Consider the following 16017-nt stretch of genomic DNA (forward strand, 5'->3'; position numbering starts at 1 on the left):
GTTGCAAATGCTGAAAACACAGCGGAGATATTCTCTTTATGCAGTGCCGTTTGGCATTGTTGCTTCTTTCGTGAAAGCTTCAAGTGCTTCAGTGAACGGGATAACTGTTTGGTCTTTGGAACCAATACGGCGAATGCTGACAGTACCCTGTTCTGCTTCCCGCTTACCCACTACAATAATTGCTGGTACTTTCTTCACGCTATGCTCGCGAACTTTATAGTTGATCTTCTCATTGCGAAGGTCGAGTTCAACACGCATACCTGCGGCCTGCATCTTATCAAACACTTCTTGTGCATACTCACCCGCTTCAGAAGTAATTGGAGCAACAACTGCCTGCACAGGCGCGAGCCACATTGGAACTTTACCAGCATAGTGCTCAATCATAATGCCGAGGAAGCGTTCAAGTGTACCAAGAACCGCGCGGTGCAGCATAATTGGTGTGTGTTTGTTACCGTCTTCACCAATATAAGTTGCGCCAAGATTCTTCGCCATGTTCGGGTCTAGCTGCAGCGTACCACACTGCCATGTACGGCCGATGGCGTCATTCAGGTGAAACTCAAGCTTAGGGCCATAGAAAGCGCCTTCGCCCGGTGCGAAACCATAATCAAGTCCAGTTGCCTTAAGAGCATCCTCAAGGCTTTTCTCTGCGTGATCCCAGGATTCGTCAGTTCCAGAACGTTTCTCTGGGCGTGTCGCCAACAGAACCCGGAACTCAGGGAAGCCAAGATCACGGTATACGCTCGCAAGCAGTTCACAGAACTTGATAGTTTCTTCGGTGATTTGGTCTTCACGGCAGAAGATATGACCATCATCCTGTGTCATTTGGCGAACACGCATCAAACCGTGAAGGGCGCCGTGTGCCTCATTCCGGTGGCAACAGCCGAACTCTGCCATGCGAATAGGCAGGTCGCGGTAGCTTTTGATACCTTGCTTAAACACCTGAACGTGCGCTGGGCAGTTCATCGGCTTTAGTGCCATGAGTTTCGCGTCTGGCGAGATGATTGGCGCGCCTTCTTCAGTCGACGGAGTTTCATCTGGTACCACGAACATATTTTCGCGGAACTTTGCCCAGTGACCAGACTGCTCCCAGAATTTACTATCAAGCACCTGAGGTGTTTTTACTTCCTGATAGTCGAATTCCTGAATGCGTGAGCGGATGTATTTTTCCAGCTGCAGCCACATTGTGTAGCCTTTAGGGTGCCAGAAAACAGAGCCCTGCGCTTCTTCCTGAAGATGGAACAGGTCCATCTCACGGCCAAGCTTACGGTGATCACGTTTTTCTGCTTCTTCAAGACGGTGCAGGTATGCTTTCAGTTCTTTTTTATCTGTCCAGCATGTGCCGTAAATGCGTGTCAGCATTTCGTTTTTGCTGTCACCGCGCCAGTAAGCGCCAGCCACTTTCATCAGTTTGAACGCGTCGCCTAGCTTGCCTGTTGATGGCAGGTGAGGGCCGCGGCAGAGATCAAGCCATTCGCCTTGGCGGTAAATCGTTACAACTTCGCCTTCTGGCAGGTCAGTGATGATTTCAGCTTTATAGTGCTCACCAATTTTCTTGAAGTAAGCGATAGCCTCATCGCGGTCCCATACTTCGCGGATAATTTCTTCATTGCGCTTTACGATTTCGTGCATGCGCTTTTCGATCACTTCAAGGTCATCATCAGAGAATGGCTTGTCGCGTGCGAAATCATAGAAGAAACCGTTTTCGATAACGGGGCCAATTGTAACCTGTGTACCAGGAAACAGTTCCTGTACTGCTTCAGCCATGATGTGGGCTGCATCGTGGCGCAGCAGTTCAAGGCCGTCTTCATCCTTTTTGGTAACGATGGCTACATCGCTGTCCTCTTCAATCTCGCGGGACAGATCCCAAATGTCGCCGTTTACTTTAATTGCAAGCGCAGCTTTAAGAAGACCAGGGCCAATATCAGCGGCCAAGGTCGTGCCCGTCACCGGCTTATCAAACGTGCGCACGCTGCCATCTGGCAGGCGCAGGTTGACCGGATTATTGCTACTCACTTGATCGCTCATTTTTAAGGTCCTAATTATTTAAAATACAAGGGAGCTTTGCAGGTAGCCTTCGTAAGGCCCTGAGTCAAGCTACAGCATAGCTTTCATGCGGCTTTTTCTGAAAAAACATCAAAATTTACAGGCAGGTGCAGCAACTCTGCATCTGGGATGGTCGTTCAGGGTAAATACGAGCCCACAAAATCTTGTTATGGCAGGTTGTAGTGGGCCTTTTCCCCTGATAGGTTTGCGCATCAATTATTCCTAGGGCCAACGGGAGCAACTTTATGAATTCGCGGCAGTATCTGGAAACCGCTTACGGTGCTAAAATCGCTTATCACAAGCATGAAGGTAAAGGGCCGGGTGTTGTGTTTCTTGGTGGTTTTATGAGCGATATGGAAGGCTCGAAAGCTTTGGCACTGGAAGCATACTGTAAACGTGTTGGGCGCGCGTTCGTCAGGTTCGATTATCAGGGCCACGGCCAATCCTCTGGCACATTTGCGGAAGGTACTATTGGTATCTGGGCGCGTGATGCGATGACAGTGCTGGATACACTCACCGCAGGGCCGCAAATTCTTGTGGGTTCCTCAATGGGTGGCTGGATTTCCATGCTGGTTTCCAAGGCGCGCCCGGGCCGTGTTAAAGGGTTCGTAGGTATCGCTGCAGCGCCTGATTTCACTGTGCGTATGTGGAATGAAGATTTTGGCGATGCGGAGCGTGAGGAAATCCTAGCGAAAGGCGCATTTATGCGGCCGTGCGATTACGGGGATGAACCCTACACCATTACTAAAGCATTGATTGAAGATGGCTGGAATAACCGTGTTATCGCCGGACCCTTGAAAATGGATATGCCAGTACGGCTTATCCAAGGGACAGAGGACGCTGACGTACCGTGGCAAACAGCGCAGGTGATTGCCGATAAACTTACATCAGATGATGTGGAGATTATCTTGGTGCCGGGTGGTGACCACAGGCTTTCTTCTGATCAGGATCTGAAGCGCCTTATCCGTATTGTCGATGGTTTGGCGGCAGAAATCTGATGGCTGGTAAATATTCAAAGCTGAACCGTAAGCAGATTTTTGAGTTTTTCGATCGTCTCGCTGAAGATAATCCTAATCCTGAAGGTGAACTGGATTATGTGAATGAATTCACGCTTCTTGTTGCTGTGGTGCTTTCTGCGCAAGCAACAGATGTAGGTGTGAACAAAGCCACGAAAGACCTGTGGCCCGTGGCGGACACGCCAGAGAAAATGTATGCGCTCGGGGTGGATGGCCTGAAGAAATATATCAAAACCATTGGGCTTTATAACTCGAAAGCGGAGAATGTGATTAAGCTCTGCCGGGATTTGATTGATAAGCACGGTAGTCAGGTTCCTGAAACACTTGAGGAACTGCAGGCGCTTGCAGGTGTGGGCCGGAAAACAGCCAATGTGGTGCTGAATATCGCGTTTGGGCAGCCGACGTGCGCGGTGGATACACATATTTTCCGGGTTTCAAACCGCACAGGCCTCGCGCCGGGCAAGAATGTAGACCGGGTTGAAGATGCCTTGATGAAGGTAATTCCTGAGCCATTTAAGCTGCACGCGCACCACTGGCTGATCCTTCAGGGCCGTTATATTTGTAAAGCCCGCAAACCAGACTGCGCAAAATGCAAGCTCACAGATATCTGCCTCTTTAAAGAGAAAACGATCTAATTCTCTTAAATGTGAAAGGCATGCGGAAGTGAGTGTGATATTGTCTCCTCAATAATAGATATCGAGGGGCAAATATTATGTATAAGACACTTATTCTAGCGCTTAGTTTGGGCGTCGCGACTACTGCTTATGCGGGCGATAAAGTCGTTCATCATTCTTCTGCGAATCCCAATGCGCCCTACACACCAGTAGTGCAGCACGGTAATACGCTCTATCTATCGGGCCAGCTTGGGTATGATGAAAACCGCAAGTTGCCGGAAGGCATTACTGCCCAAACCCACAATATTATGAAGCGTATAAAAATGCTGGTGGATACACATGGTTCTTCAATGAAACATGTGGTGAAATGCACCGCTTTTCTAAAGGATGTCGCCGAGTGGGGTGATTTTAATAAGGTTTATACTCAGTATTTTGAACCAGGTTTCCGGCCAGCGCGTAGTGCGGTTGGTATTGGCGGTGTGCCAGCGGGTGCGAGAGTTGAAGTTGAGTGCATTGCGGCATTTAAAGAATAAGCTCAATCTTCAGCTTAGAATTGTTTGGTTTTCATGGTAGTGTTCTTTTCCAATTGATGAAGGAGTGCACTATGAATTTTGCCATTTATACAAGTATTATTGCTGCGGGAATGTTAGTTGCGAGTACTCCGTTAGAAGCTGTTTCCTTTGAAAGTACCTTTGTTTCCATTGATGATGAAAAGAAAGCCAAAAAGGGTAAAAAAGGTAAGAAAATGGAAAAGGCCATGCGCAAGGCCGAAGAAAAATGCATGAAAGCAAAGCGCAAGGCTACCAAGAAAAAGGCTAAAGGCAAAGGTGAAGAAGCTGATGCTGAAGCTAAAGCTAAATGCGAAGAAGCCATGGCAAAAGCTGAAGAAAAAAAGCGTGAAGCAAAGGAAAAGGCAGAAGCAAAGCGCCGTGAAGCAGAAGAAAAACGTCGTGAGAAAGATGATGACGACGATGATAAACCCGATGTTTAGTTAATAATCATTGCTACTGCGTGTAAGGCTCTGGTCAGATCAGAGCCTTTTTTCTGCTTTCAATCAGGCTGGTTTGGTCTACATGTTTTATAAGGCATAGGAAGGGGAATTTCATGAAAGCGCTTAGATACCTGCTCTATATTATTCTTGGGTTGGTGATTTTTACCGTTTCCCGGACCTTTCTGTTTTTTCCAGCTGCAGCGCCTGTGAAAATTACTCTGCCGACCCTAAGTGAGGCGGAGACCGCACAGATTGCGGAAAATCTGTCCAAAGCAATTACGTTTAAGACCATTAGCCAAAGTCTCAGTGTTGCACCTGATCATGAAGCCTTCACTGGCTTTCATGCTTTCCTTGCAGAAACTTTCCCTGCGGCGCACTGGGTGATGGAACGGGAGTTGGTGAGCGATTATTCGCTTATGTACCGTTGGCCTGGCAAAGCAGGTGGCTCAAAAAAACCAATTGCCTTTCTTGGTCATATGGATGTTGTGCCAGTGCCAGAATTCGGGCTGAAGGATTGGGTGCACCCGCCATATGCTGGCACAATTGATGAAAATGGCGTCATCTGGGGCCGCGGTGCTGTGGATGATAAAGGCATGTTGATGGCGCTTCTTGAGGCGGCAGAGCGGCTTGTGAAGGCGGGGTTTGAGCCAGACCGAGATATCTATTTCATGTTTGGCCATGATGAAGAGTTAGGTGGTGATAAGGGTGCAGCTGTGATGGCAGGGCTCCTCAAGGAACGTGGTGTTCAGCTTGATTGGGCGGTGGATGAAGGCTCTGCGATGGTGGACGGCGTTATTCCTGGCGTGAACTCTCCAATTGCTCTTATCTCACTTGGTGAAAAAGGTTCTGTCACTCTTAAGTTCTCTGCCACCGAAGAAGGCGGGCATTCAAGCGCACCTAAGGATTATACCGCTGCCAGTATTGCTGCTGCTGCGGGTGTTGCGGTTACTGAAAACCAATATCCGTTGGTGCTTGATGATACGCTCGAGCGTATGTTTACAGCTATGGCGCCCCAGATGAACTTCCAGAATAGGTTGGTGATTGGAAACATGTGGCTCACCAAGCCGCTTATGAAAAATGAGCTTTCGAAAAACCCTACAATTGCGGCCTTCATGCATACAACAACGGCTTTTACCATGATGCAGGCGGGTACCAAAACCAATATACTACCTCAGTATGGTGAAGCGCATGTGAATTACCGTATCCATCCGCGAGATACCGTTGATGGTGTGGTAGACCGTGCGCGCGGTATCATCAATGATGACCGTGTTGAAATCACTAAGCTTGGTGGGCGTGAAGCCACGAGCATGTCATCTGTATCATCCGAAGGGTATGCCGATCTTTCTGCTTCTATTCGGGAAGTGTTTGGTCCTATCCCGGTTGCACCTACCTTAACCGTGCAAGGTACAGATGCGCGGCATTACTATAGTGTGGCTGATAATGTGTACCGTTTTATGCCTTTTGTGTTTGAGCCGGACGGCTTAAAGCAAATTCACGGTACCAACGAAGCAATCAGCACGGAAGCTATGGTTTCACAGGTTGTGTATTTTGAAGATCTGATCCGTAGGTCGGCCCAGTAAATTCTTGAAAGCGATAATATGGCGAGGCATAACCCTCACCATATTGCAGAAGGAATATAGATGACAGATTTTGAGCTTCATCCGCAGCTTGCGGCAGATACCGTTTTTATTGTGAAGCTTGAGCTTTGTGATCTGCTCTTGCAGAAGGATGCTAATTATCCGTGGCTTAACCTTGTGCCTCGGGTGGAGAATGCTCGGGAAATACATACTCTTTCGGCAGAGCAACAGCAGCAGTTGTTGAAGGAAATATCCTTTGTTTCCGAGCGATTTGAAAATCTGACGAACGCCCATAAGCTGAATATTGCCAATATTGGCAATATGGTGCCGCAGATGCATATCCATATCGTTGCGAGGTTTGAAGGAGATGCCGCATGGCCCGCGCCGATATGGGGTGCTAACCCTAGAAAACCTTATGAAGAAGACACGTTGAAAACGCTAGTTGAAGAGCTTCAGGAAGCTTTCAAAGCCTGATCATATTCATATTCTGATTGTTGAAGCCTGATAGCGCGAACCATATCCTCAGCTAATGTTCTGTCACCTCGTGCGATTTTCAGCTTAATCTGATTTGAGGATTGGCTGGGTAGCGCCTGCGCCAAATCAAGCCTGCTGATATGCATGAAGATGTGATTACCCCAGAAACGTTTGCGAAATTCAATTGTTTCTAATTCATCAATAGAGATCGAGATATTCTTGATGGCTGATTTCATCATCCCAAAAACAGCGTCTACTGTTTGAAATTGGAGTGTAATGTTTGTGTTATCTAACCGTAGCAAACCTTCGGTTTCTGCGAAGCCTTCATAAGCGCCGGTTATTTTAAACGGCAGACTTTTTCTTTCCATTATATTTCCCCTTCCCGCATGATGCTGCAAGGATAACAAGTGGGGATTTATTAGGAAAATTTCAAGTAAAGCTGCAGTCTAGAGGCCCTTACTTGTCGGGAAAGCCGTTTACGCTGGTATAGCTGCTAAGATAGATTAAGCGACCATTTTCCAGTGATGTTCCGAAGCTACGACCGGCATCATGAAATTGCTGAGGACGGAAAATCATCAAGCGGTTAAAGCGCATGGGGACCGTCATGGTTTTTTCCCATTTATCCATATCATTGGTATCAGGCTCAATAATATCTGACCAAACCTGATCCTGTGTATCCCATTTGCTTTCTTGCCACTCTTTTTTAGACCAAGGTGTATGGTCTAGTCCTGTAGGTCTATGTTGGTAAAGGTGTGTGCCGTCTTCACAGTGTTCGGGTAGAGTAAGATATAGAATAACGGTCCAGTGGGCGGGATCAATATGTACACTGTGGGTACCATTTTCCCCATCTAGGGCAATTCTGAATTTATGATAGGAGCTGCCGGGGACAAGGGCGAGAGGCTCACCCACAATTTCTGCTATTTTTTCGTCAAAACCATTAATCTTCTGGCGGTACTGAGAGTTTCTCCCCGCAAACATGGTCGGAGTATCATATGTTGGGTATTCTTGCTGTAGCGCTGCGTTTCTCAGAACGAAGGGATCTGGCAAAAAATCATCAATTATGATCAGCGATTGTTTCATGTTGGCAGGTAACTCCGAAAGCGTTTTTATAGCCCTGTTTTAAAGGCACTTTAAGCAGATAATTCCATAAATACCAGTGTTCGGTTTTTATCCCGGTGGCAGGGTGATGTATGGGTTTCTTGAAAACCAAGTCTGCTATATAGATGACGTGCGCGCTCGTTGTCTGAATAAACATCAAGTTTGATGGTTTTGGTATCTGTGCTGAATATATGTGTGATTGTTTCCTGCATAAAGCGGGAGCCAATACCGCCTCCGGTTTTAGCAACCATAATACGGCGCCATTCAACTATATTATCGGCGTGTTTTACCAGAATGGCATAGCCGGCACGATCGCCGCCAACTTCACCAATCAGATAGATGAAATCCTTATCAACTATTTGCCGTTGGTGTGTTTCAAGGTTATCGCCATGTACAAAGTTACCATTTGGCGAAGCTTCAAGTTTCAGGATGAAGGCGAGGTCGCCTTCATCCGCATTTCTTATGTTAAGCTCGGTCATACTAGTGGCGGAAGTGGCGCATACTGGTGAAGACCATAGCAAGGCCTGCTTCATCAGCTGCACCAATAACTTCCTGGTCGCGCATACTACCGCCCGGCTGGATTACAGCTGTTGCACCAGCCTCAGCTGCAGCTAGAAGGCCGTCAGCGAATGGGAAGAATGCATCTGATGCTACCACTGAACCTTTAGCGAGGCTTTCAGCATCCCCGGCCATTTCAGCAGCTTCACCCGCACGGATCGCGGCAATACGGCTACTGTCACGGCGGTTCATTTGCCCTGCACCGATGCCTACTGTCATGCCGTCACGTACATAAACGATAGCATTTGATTTCACGTGTTTGCCAACCTGGAAAGCAAACAGCATATCCGTTAGCTCAGTATCTGTTGGTTGGCGTTTTGTTACCACTTTCAGATCATCTTTAGAGATGCGGCCAGTGTCGCGGTTCTGAACCAGATACCCACCGGAGACAGATTTAACCATCTTTGCTGATTGCTCAGGGTCTGCAAGACCGCCCGTTGTAAGGAGGCGCAGGTTCTTTTTCGCTGCAACGATTGCTTTGGCATCGTCTGTTACGTCAGGCGCGATAATCACTTCAGTAAATACCTTCACAATCTCTGTTGCGGTTTCAGCGTCTAGCGTGCCGTTCAGGGCCACAATACCGCCAAAGGCAGAAACCGGATCACACTTCAGTGCTTTCTCGTAGGCGCTCTTAAGCGTATCACCCATCGCAACACCGCACGGGTTCGCATGTTTGATAATAGCAACCGTTGGAACAGATGGATCAAACTCGCTTACCAGCTCAAAGGCCGCATCTGTATCATTGAGGTTATTATAGGAAAGTTCTTTCCCTTGATGCTGGGTTGCTGTTGCAATGCCAGGCCGGTCTTCAGCGTTTTTATAGAAAGCCGCTGATTGGTGTGGGTTTTCGCCGTAGCGGCATTCCTGAACCTTGCTGCCTGCAAACGGCATACGGTCTGGGAATGTTTCACCGTTCTGCTCAGCAAACCACTGTGCAATCGCAGCGTCATAAGAACCTGTACGGCTGTAGGCTTTAGCAGCCAATTTACGGCGGGTGTCTAGTTTGGTGCCGCCTTCAGCTTTGATTTCATCAATAACCGCTGTGTAATCAGCTGGGTCTGTAATGATGGTTACAAAGCCGTGGTTCTTAGCCGCGGAACGTACCATCGCAGGCCCACCGATATCGATATTTTCAATGCAGGTGGCGAAATCAGCGCCCGAAGCTACTGTGGCTTCAAACGGATAAAGGTTGATGGCAACCAGATCAATCGCACCAATTTCGTGCGTATCCATAGCGGCTACATGATCATCATTATCTCTAAGCGCCAAAAGGCCACCATGAATTTTAGGATGTAGTGTTTTCACACGACCATCCATCATTTCAGGAAAGCCCGTATGGTCTGCAACTTCTTTAACTGGAATACCAGCATCACGCAGAACTTTGGCAGAGCCGCCGGTGGAGAGGATTTCTGCGCCGATATCAGCTAGCGCCTGCCCAAGTTCCAGAAGCCCCGTTTTATCTGAAACAGAGAGGAGAGCGCGTTTGATAGTGACTTTAGTCATTTTTACTGTGCCTTACTTCACATTGTTTGGACACTGAACCCGCTCCCAAGCTGCGAGCTATGTATCCATTTCACTAAATACCCATCTACAGATGGGCGTTGTTTTTTCCTTAACAGGAACCCGTACAACGATTTGCCGGGAATTTGCTGGGCTGTCCGGCTTTTTGAGATAGAGGCTTTCCTCAATCTCGGCTGTGCCTTCATCCACATCAAAAATCCACACCCGGCCATTTTTGCTTTCAAGCGTGATGCGGCCATCTGGCGCTTTAAGTGCTTCAACGGATGGGTGCAGATGGAACCTGATAGCGATTGAGGCGCCACGTATTTTTTTTAACTTTGGACCAAAAAGTCTGTCTACACCATTTAGCTGTTTGCCGTTTTTTGTGAGTGTTACAGACCGCTCATGTTTTACGCCAAACCGTTTTACATACCCATCATGGGTTAGTTTAGCCGTGGTGCTGTCTTCTGTGCTTTCTCTTATTGTAAGAGTTTCACTTACACCTTTGCCGATGGTGCCGTCATCCATAATGCGGCTGTTATTGGTATCTGAAATAATAAGCGAGGAATGAGCCGCTGTTGAGCGTGCCATTGCACCGAGTTCTGCGAGTGGGCCATCGAGTTTTGCGGGCCCCATGTTTACGATCAAACGGTCTTGCCCGACAGAAAATTCAAAAGAGCCAGTACTTGCGTGTGCTTTTGAGGATAGTTGTTGCGAAGGCGGCGGGCTACAATCCATAATCAGCATACTACCGTTCATACCGATGCGCTGAATGCCAGAATGAGTGGCATTTTCAATAGCTTTGCCTTTAGCCTCACTGGCGAGGAGGATTGAATCTACCCCAAAACTACCTTCGGCAGAAACACCACCGATCTGAGCGAAACTACCATCCGCATGGCGCATGGCACGTACATAAGGCGCTAGCCTGTCGAGCGTGATCTGAACCCATGATGGCAGATCATTATCGGTATCAATATAAGCGCCACGAACAAGAATTAGCAGTTGCATACAGCGGATAGCGTCAGCCGGATTATGGCTTATCGTTCCACCATCTGGTAAAATGAATGCTTTGATTTTGGCTTCAAGGGTACGAACACCTTTTGCACGCCAACCCTCGCCACCCGGAAGGAGAAGCCCCGCAAGTGTTAAGGCGGTTGCCGTATAAATCTCTGGAAGGCCCGGTTCTACATCTCCGCATGTACGCATCAAGTGGCGGGTCTGACGAGCCATCGAATGGAGTACTTTTGAGCGGTACACCAGATCAAGAGATGACATAATAAGAGGAGCGTGGGCGAGCCAGTTAATCAATCGGCGGGCTAGAATTTCAGCGGACCAGATGTCTTTGTCCCACTGTTCGCCTACTGGGACCCACCAGCTGAGGATAGTTTCTGCAGCATCGCGGGCTTTCGTCTGGTCGCCAGACTGAGCAAGATCCTGCAACCAGTGGAAGCTATGTGCGTAGTCCCGGTAGGCTTTACTGGCTGTATCATCAATCTGTAGCCAGAAAGCTTCATGCAGTTTGTGCTTTTCACCGTCATGCAGAAGATCGCCGCCATAAATAGCGGATGCGAGCATAGCGTTGCCCGGTGCTGGGTCATCAGGACTACCAAGGAGTTGAACGGGATGGCGACCTTTAAGGCGCTGTTCGTACAGGCTGTTGCCGTAACCCCATTCACGAATAGAACGACCCATTTTCTTGAAGAGTTTTGAGAGAAAACCCTGAGAGGGCGCGCGTCTTAAAGTGCTGCGCGAAAGAGGTGCGCTTGCGGCAAAACCAGCGATTTTGTCGGCCGCGTTCATTCGTACCTCTTCCCCCTAATTCTTATTCGCCTCGGATAGTGCGAATGTTTTCTGCATACATATCAGGCCCGCCTTTAAAGGTAGCGCTCCCTGCAACTAGTACATCGGCCCCAGCGCTTATAACCTGACGAGCTGTTTCTCGGTTTACGCCGCCATCAACCTGTAGGTCAATATCCAGCCCAAGCTGATCAATACGTTTGCGGATAGCTTCGAGCTTACGTAGTTGGCTTGTAATGAAAGACTGACCGCCGAAGCCCGGGTTCACAGACATAACCAGGATCAGATCAAGCTCTTCATAGAGATAATCAATAGTGGTCTCTGGGGTAGAAGGGTTTAGTGAAATACCGGCTTTCACCCCCTGTGCTTTGATCGCTTGAAGTGTTCTGTGGGTATGGGCCCCTGCTTCTACATGAGCGGTGATAATATCAGCACCAGCTTTTGCAAAAGCTTCAATATATGGGTCAACAGGTTCGATCATCAGATGCACATCAAACACTTTGTCGCTATGTGGGCGAAGTGCTTTTACAACATCGGGTCCGATAGTAATGTTCGGCACAAAGTGGCCATCCATAACATCAATATGGATGTAATCGGCGCCAGCGGCATCGATTGCTCTAACTTCTTCACCCAGTTTCGCAAAATCAGCGGACAGGATGGATGGTGCGATTCTGATTGGTTTCTGCATGGGGCTTCCATATCAGTTCATGCCGCATCCCGCAAGGGATTGAGCGGCCAAGAGATCAATATTTTAGCGGTTATTTCAGCTTTCTTATACGTGCTGCATAAAAACCATCCATACCGCCTTTATCTGCCATAATTGAGGGCAAGCATAAAAGGTCGCCATCAGGGGTAATTAACTCGTTCAAACCGCCAAGCTCATCTTTTGTAATTGCCGTACGCTCAGCTTGTTTGGTTCGTTCAAGGAATTGAGCAATCTGCCCTTTGCCTTCACTTTCTTCAATAGAACATACGCAGTAAACCATAGTGCCGCCGACAGGTAGCATCTCGAAGGCATGATCAAGGATACGGCTCTGGAGTGCTGCCAGCTTGGCAACATCCTCGGGGGCCTTGGTCCAGATCACATCTGGATTACGGCGCAGGGTGCCAGTGGCGCTGCACGGCGCATCAAGAAGGATATGATCTACAGGTGTGTCCGGCGTGAAAGTGGAAGCATCTGCGGCATGTACTTCAGCTTTAAGGCCGGTACGACTCAAATTAGCATCGAGTCTTTTAAGGCGATTCTTTGAACGGTCCACACTGGTTACTCGTGCGCCAGCTGCCGCTACCTGCATGGTTTTACCGCCCGGTGCAGCACAGAGGTCAAGGACGTGTTTGCCGCTGATATCACCAAGTAGTTTTACCGGGATAGCTGCTGCCATATCCTGCACCCACCAAGTGCCTGCACCGTAACCCTCTAGGGCTGTTACGTCGCTGATGGTGCGCCGTAAGCTGCCAGTTGGTAGAATTTCTGCCTCAAGCTTTTCAGCCCAGGCCTGTTTGTCTTCCCCAGGTTTTAGGGAAATATCCAGCGGCGGTGTATTCCGTAATGCTTCGGCGATACCTACAGCAGTTTTTTTACCGTAAGCTTTGCTCCAGCTATCAAAAAGCCATTTGGGCAGGTCTTTTTCCGGCGTGCTGTTCAGCTTTGTTAGAAGCTTTTCCTGTTCTCGCACGGCGCGCCTAAGGATTGCGTTCACAAGACCTGAAAAGCCTCTTTCCTTACCGGGCAGATTTTTGATCAGTGTAACTGTTTCATTCACTGCCGCATGATCTGCAGTGCGCATCAGAAGGATTTGCGTAAGGCCGGTTATAAGTGCGGCTTCTGTCCATGTGGCGTTTTTTGGAAGACTGCTCGAAAGGAGTGAACCAAGAAGCGCTCTCAGGCTGCCGTACCGCCTTAAGCTCAACATCAATAGGTTCAGCACAAAAGCTCGGTCACGTGCATCAAGGTTTGCCTTCGATGCCATATCATCAAGGGCAACATCAAATGGCCGCTTTTTCAGCGTAACTGCCATAAAGGTGCGCACAGCAGTTTCCCGTGCGCTTAAGGTTCTATTGTGTTTTTTATTCTCAGAGCTTGTCATGCGGGTCTTTGACCATAAACTGATGTGGATTGAAAGCAGTTACTTGCATCATAGCCTAAATCCCCTTTAAACAAGGGAAATATTATGCGCGGGGGAGAATATAACGTGCAGCAGTCAATTTATATTAAGTCTCGATTCAATGGCCCTCCATCATCCGCCAATGGCGGATACGCAAGTGGCATGCTGGCAAATGCGCTTACGGGTGCTGTGGAAGCATCTCTCCATGCGCCGCCGCCTCTCGATAAAGAACTTGAGCTGATCGCTGTGGAAGGCAAAGCTGAGCTTAAACTTGGTGACAAGCTTTTGGGCACGGCGATAGAAAAACCACTTGAACTTGATGTGCCTGCGCTTCCACCTCAATTTGAATTGGGTATCAACCCTTATGAAGCACCTGACGCACCGGGCGAATTCAAACCATTTGGGCGGTGTTTTGTGTGTGGCGAAGACCGCACCAAGGGTGATGGTATGTGTATTCACAGCAAACGTCTTAATGAAACACCAGGTCTGGTTGGGGCTTATTGGGATTTGGGTGATGAACTTGCAGACGAAAGCGGCTTTATAAAGCCAGAATACCTGTGGTCAGCGCTTGATTGCCCGGGATACTATAGCTGTGCGCCAGGTGAACCCGCGCTTCTAGGGCGCTTGCATGCTGAAATCCTTGCGCCGCTTAAAGCTGAAGGCCAGGCCAAGATCATTGGTTGGGATATGGGTGATCCAACTAAACCAAAAGGCAGGAAGCGTATGTGCGGTACAGTGGTTTATAGTGCCGATGGAACTCTTGTTGCCAAAGCTGCAGGGCTTTGGATTACAGTAACAGCGGAATATATTCAGGCAGTGGAAGCGAGCGTTTAATGGGAAAAGTGGGCGGTATTTTAAGAGGCCTTAAGCCTTACGGTGACAAACGGGTTGTTGGTACGTTCGGGCTTGGTATGGCCAGTGGTTTTCCGCTCACATTTGTAATTTCCCTTATGGGCTTCTGGCTTTCTTATAATGATGTCAGCAAAGCAGACGTGGGTTTGTTCGCGCTTGCGACCAGTTTTTACACATGGAAATTCTTGTGGTCTCCAGCTATTGATCGGTTGCCTCTGGGGCCAATTACCAAGATATTCGGCCAGCGCCGGGGGTGGCTGCTGTTTATCCAAGGGCTTATGGCGGCCTGTTTGCTTGCGATTTCAGTTTTAAATCCAGCCGATCAGCTTTTTGAAGTGGCGGTATTTACCTGCGCAATTGCGTTTCTTTCCGCCAGCCAGGATATCGTGATTGATGCTTACCGGATTGAAATTCTTGGTGATGAAGACCAAGGGCATAGCGCAGCTTCTTATGTTTTTGGGTACCGTACAGCCAACTTCATAGCTGGTGTTGGTGTGCTGCTGATTGCAGATCAAATTGGTTGGGGGCTGGCGATTAGCTTGCTGCCGCTCTTATTACTGCCGGGTACGCTCGCGGTACTGTGGCTTGGTGAACCAACTCATAGTCGCGCGGATGATGAGTTTATGGAAGCAGAAGCTCAGCGCGCTCCAAAGTCTCTGTTTGCAGCACGTTTCCGAGAAGCGGTTATTCTTCCGTTCAAGGAATTCTCAAAGCGAGACAACTGGCTTTTAGTTCTGTTGTTTATTCTGTTCTTTAAAGCGGGTGATGCGGTGGCGAGTATTATGACAGCGCCACTGATCAGGGATATGGAGTTTTCGCTTACTGCTGTTGCATATGCCAACAAAACAGTAGGCTTTATCACGTTGATGGTAGGTGTTGGTCTGGGAGCTGCGCTTTACAAACAGATTGGTATGTATAAAGCGCTATTCCTATCAGGTATTTTAATGATGCTTACGAACCTGGGTTTTGCGTGGCTTTCTGTTGGCGAAACAGAGCAGTGGCGTTTGGCCGTGGTGATTGGGATGGAGAATTTTGCAACAGGCCTCGGTACCACTGTAATCATTGCTTATATGGCAAGCCTCTGTAATGCCAATTTCACTGCAACCCAATATGCGCTCTTGTCTTCACTTGCGAATCAAGCTCGTACAGTTCTTGGGGCTCCTAGCGGTTTTGTGGCTGAATCTGTAGGATGGGTTGAGTTTTTTGTTTATGCAACGCTACTTGCTATCCCGGGATTAATTCTCTTGTATATCCTGATGAAAAAGGATATCGCGGGGCTTAAAAACACACATGATCTTGAAAAAGTGAACATTTAGTAAGACATGTGATGTAATATTCCGGTCAAATCTATGTAATAGGTTTGACTTGAAGCGCGGCTAATAGGATTGCCTT

The 16017-nt window shown here is 48.3% G+C and carries 16 protein-coding genes; 8 read left to right on the top strand and 8 right to left on the bottom strand.

Features of this window, described 5'->3' with window-relative positions:
* Positions 1–36 precede the first annotated feature (36 nt).
* Positions 37–2025, bottom strand: coding sequence for a threonine--tRNA ligase (gene thrS, locus MF542_RS12320; RefSeq protein WP_247019863.1), 1989 nt, complete (start codon positions 2023–2025; stop codon positions 37–39).
* Positions 2026–2288: 263 nt separating this feature from the next.
* Between thrS and MF542_RS12325 the strand changes: the two genes are divergently transcribed.
* The 6 genes from MF542_RS12325 to MF542_RS12350 all read left to right on the top strand — a co-directional run bounded on the left by MF542_RS12325 (position 2289) and on the right by MF542_RS12350 (position 6715).
* On the top strand, positions 2289–3041 hold the full coding sequence (locus MF542_RS12325) for an alpha/beta fold hydrolase (protein WP_247019865.1): 753 nt from the start codon (positions 2289–2291) through the stop codon (positions 3039–3041).
* A complete protein-coding gene (nth, locus tag MF542_RS12330; protein WP_247019867.1) occupies positions 3041–3694 on the top strand; it encodes an endonuclease III in 654 nt (217 codons plus the stop codon). The genes MF542_RS12325 and nth overlap by 1 nt, the downstream gene beginning before the upstream one ends.
* 77 nt (positions 3695–3771) lie before the next feature.
* A complete protein-coding gene (locus tag MF542_RS12335) occupies positions 3772–4206 on the top strand; it encodes a RidA family protein (protein WP_247019869.1) in 435 nt (144 codons plus the stop codon).
* A gap of 71 nt (positions 4207–4277) precedes the next feature.
* Complete coding sequence (locus MF542_RS12340; protein ID WP_247019871.1) at positions 4278–4664, top strand: hypothetical protein; 387 nt, start codon at positions 4278–4280, stop codon at positions 4662–4664.
* 113 nt (positions 4665–4777) lie between these two features.
* The gene (locus tag MF542_RS12345; RefSeq protein ID WP_247019872.1) at positions 4778–6244 is read left to right on the top strand and encodes a M20/M25/M40 family metallo-hydrolase; all 1467 of its coding nucleotides are present in this window, start codon (positions 4778–4780) and stop codon (positions 6242–6244) included.
* A gap of 60 nt (positions 6245–6304) precedes the next feature.
* On the top strand, positions 6305–6715 hold the full coding sequence (locus tag MF542_RS12350) for an HIT domain-containing protein (protein ID WP_247019874.1): 411 nt from the start codon (positions 6305–6307) through the stop codon (positions 6713–6715).
* Here the strand turns inward: MF542_RS12350 and MF542_RS12355 are convergent.
* From MF542_RS12355 to MF542_RS12385, 7 genes are all read right to left on the bottom strand, one after another.
* Positions 6694–7083, bottom strand: coding sequence for a hypothetical protein (locus MF542_RS12355; protein ID WP_247019876.1), 390 nt, complete (start codon positions 7081–7083; stop codon positions 6694–6696). The two genes, MF542_RS12350 and MF542_RS12355, sit on opposite strands and share 22 nt — an antisense overlap.
* Positions 7084–7171: 88 nt before the next feature.
* Positions 7172–7795: a DUF6445 family protein gene (locus MF542_RS12360; protein ID WP_247019878.1), complete on the bottom strand. Its 624-nt coding sequence runs from the start codon at positions 7793–7795 to the stop codon at positions 7172–7174.
* A 50-nt stretch (positions 7796–7845) separates the two neighbouring features.
* Positions 7846–8292, bottom strand: a complete 447-nt coding sequence (locus tag MF542_RS12365) for a GNAT family N-acetyltransferase (protein WP_247019880.1) — start codon at positions 8290–8292, stop codon at positions 7846–7848.
* A gap of 1 nt (position 8293) precedes the next feature.
* Complete coding sequence (purH, locus tag MF542_RS12370; RefSeq protein ID WP_247019881.1) at positions 8294–9874, bottom strand: bifunctional phosphoribosylaminoimidazolecarboxamide formyltransferase/IMP cyclohydrolase; 1581 nt, start codon at positions 9872–9874, stop codon at positions 8294–8296.
* Between the two features lie 57 nt (positions 9875–9931).
* Positions 9932–11671 (bottom strand): heparinase II/III family protein, encoded by a 1740-nt coding sequence (locus MF542_RS12375; RefSeq protein ID WP_247019883.1) that lies wholly within the window; start codon positions 11669–11671, stop codon positions 9932–9934.
* A 22-nt stretch (positions 11672–11693) separates the two neighbouring features.
* Positions 11694–12356, bottom strand: coding sequence for a ribulose-phosphate 3-epimerase (gene rpe, locus MF542_RS12380; RefSeq protein ID WP_247019885.1), 663 nt, complete (start codon positions 12354–12356; stop codon positions 11694–11696).
* 70 nt (positions 12357–12426) lie between these two features.
* Positions 12427–13755, bottom strand: coding sequence for an RsmB/NOP family class I SAM-dependent RNA methyltransferase (locus MF542_RS12385; protein WP_281501664.1), 1329 nt, complete (start codon positions 13753–13755; stop codon positions 12427–12429).
* A gap of 105 nt (positions 13756–13860) precedes the next feature.
* On the opposite strand from MF542_RS12385, the gene MF542_RS12390 reads away from it, so the two are divergent.
* Positions 13861–14607, top strand: coding sequence for a hypothetical protein (locus tag MF542_RS12390; RefSeq protein WP_247019889.1), 747 nt, complete (start codon positions 13861–13863; stop codon positions 14605–14607).
* Positions 14607–15941: an AmpG family muropeptide MFS transporter gene (locus MF542_RS12395; RefSeq protein ID WP_247019891.1), complete on the top strand. Its 1335-nt coding sequence runs from the start codon at positions 14607–14609 to the stop codon at positions 15939–15941. Before MF542_RS12390 ends, MF542_RS12395 begins: the two co-directional genes overlap by 1 nt.
* Positions 15942–16017 lie beyond the last annotated feature (76 nt).

Origin of the sequence: Kordiimonas laminariae (assembly GCF_023008165.1) — a bacterium.
GTDB lineage: Bacteria > Pseudomonadota > Alphaproteobacteria > Sphingomonadales > Kordiimonadaceae > Kordiimonas > Kordiimonas laminariae.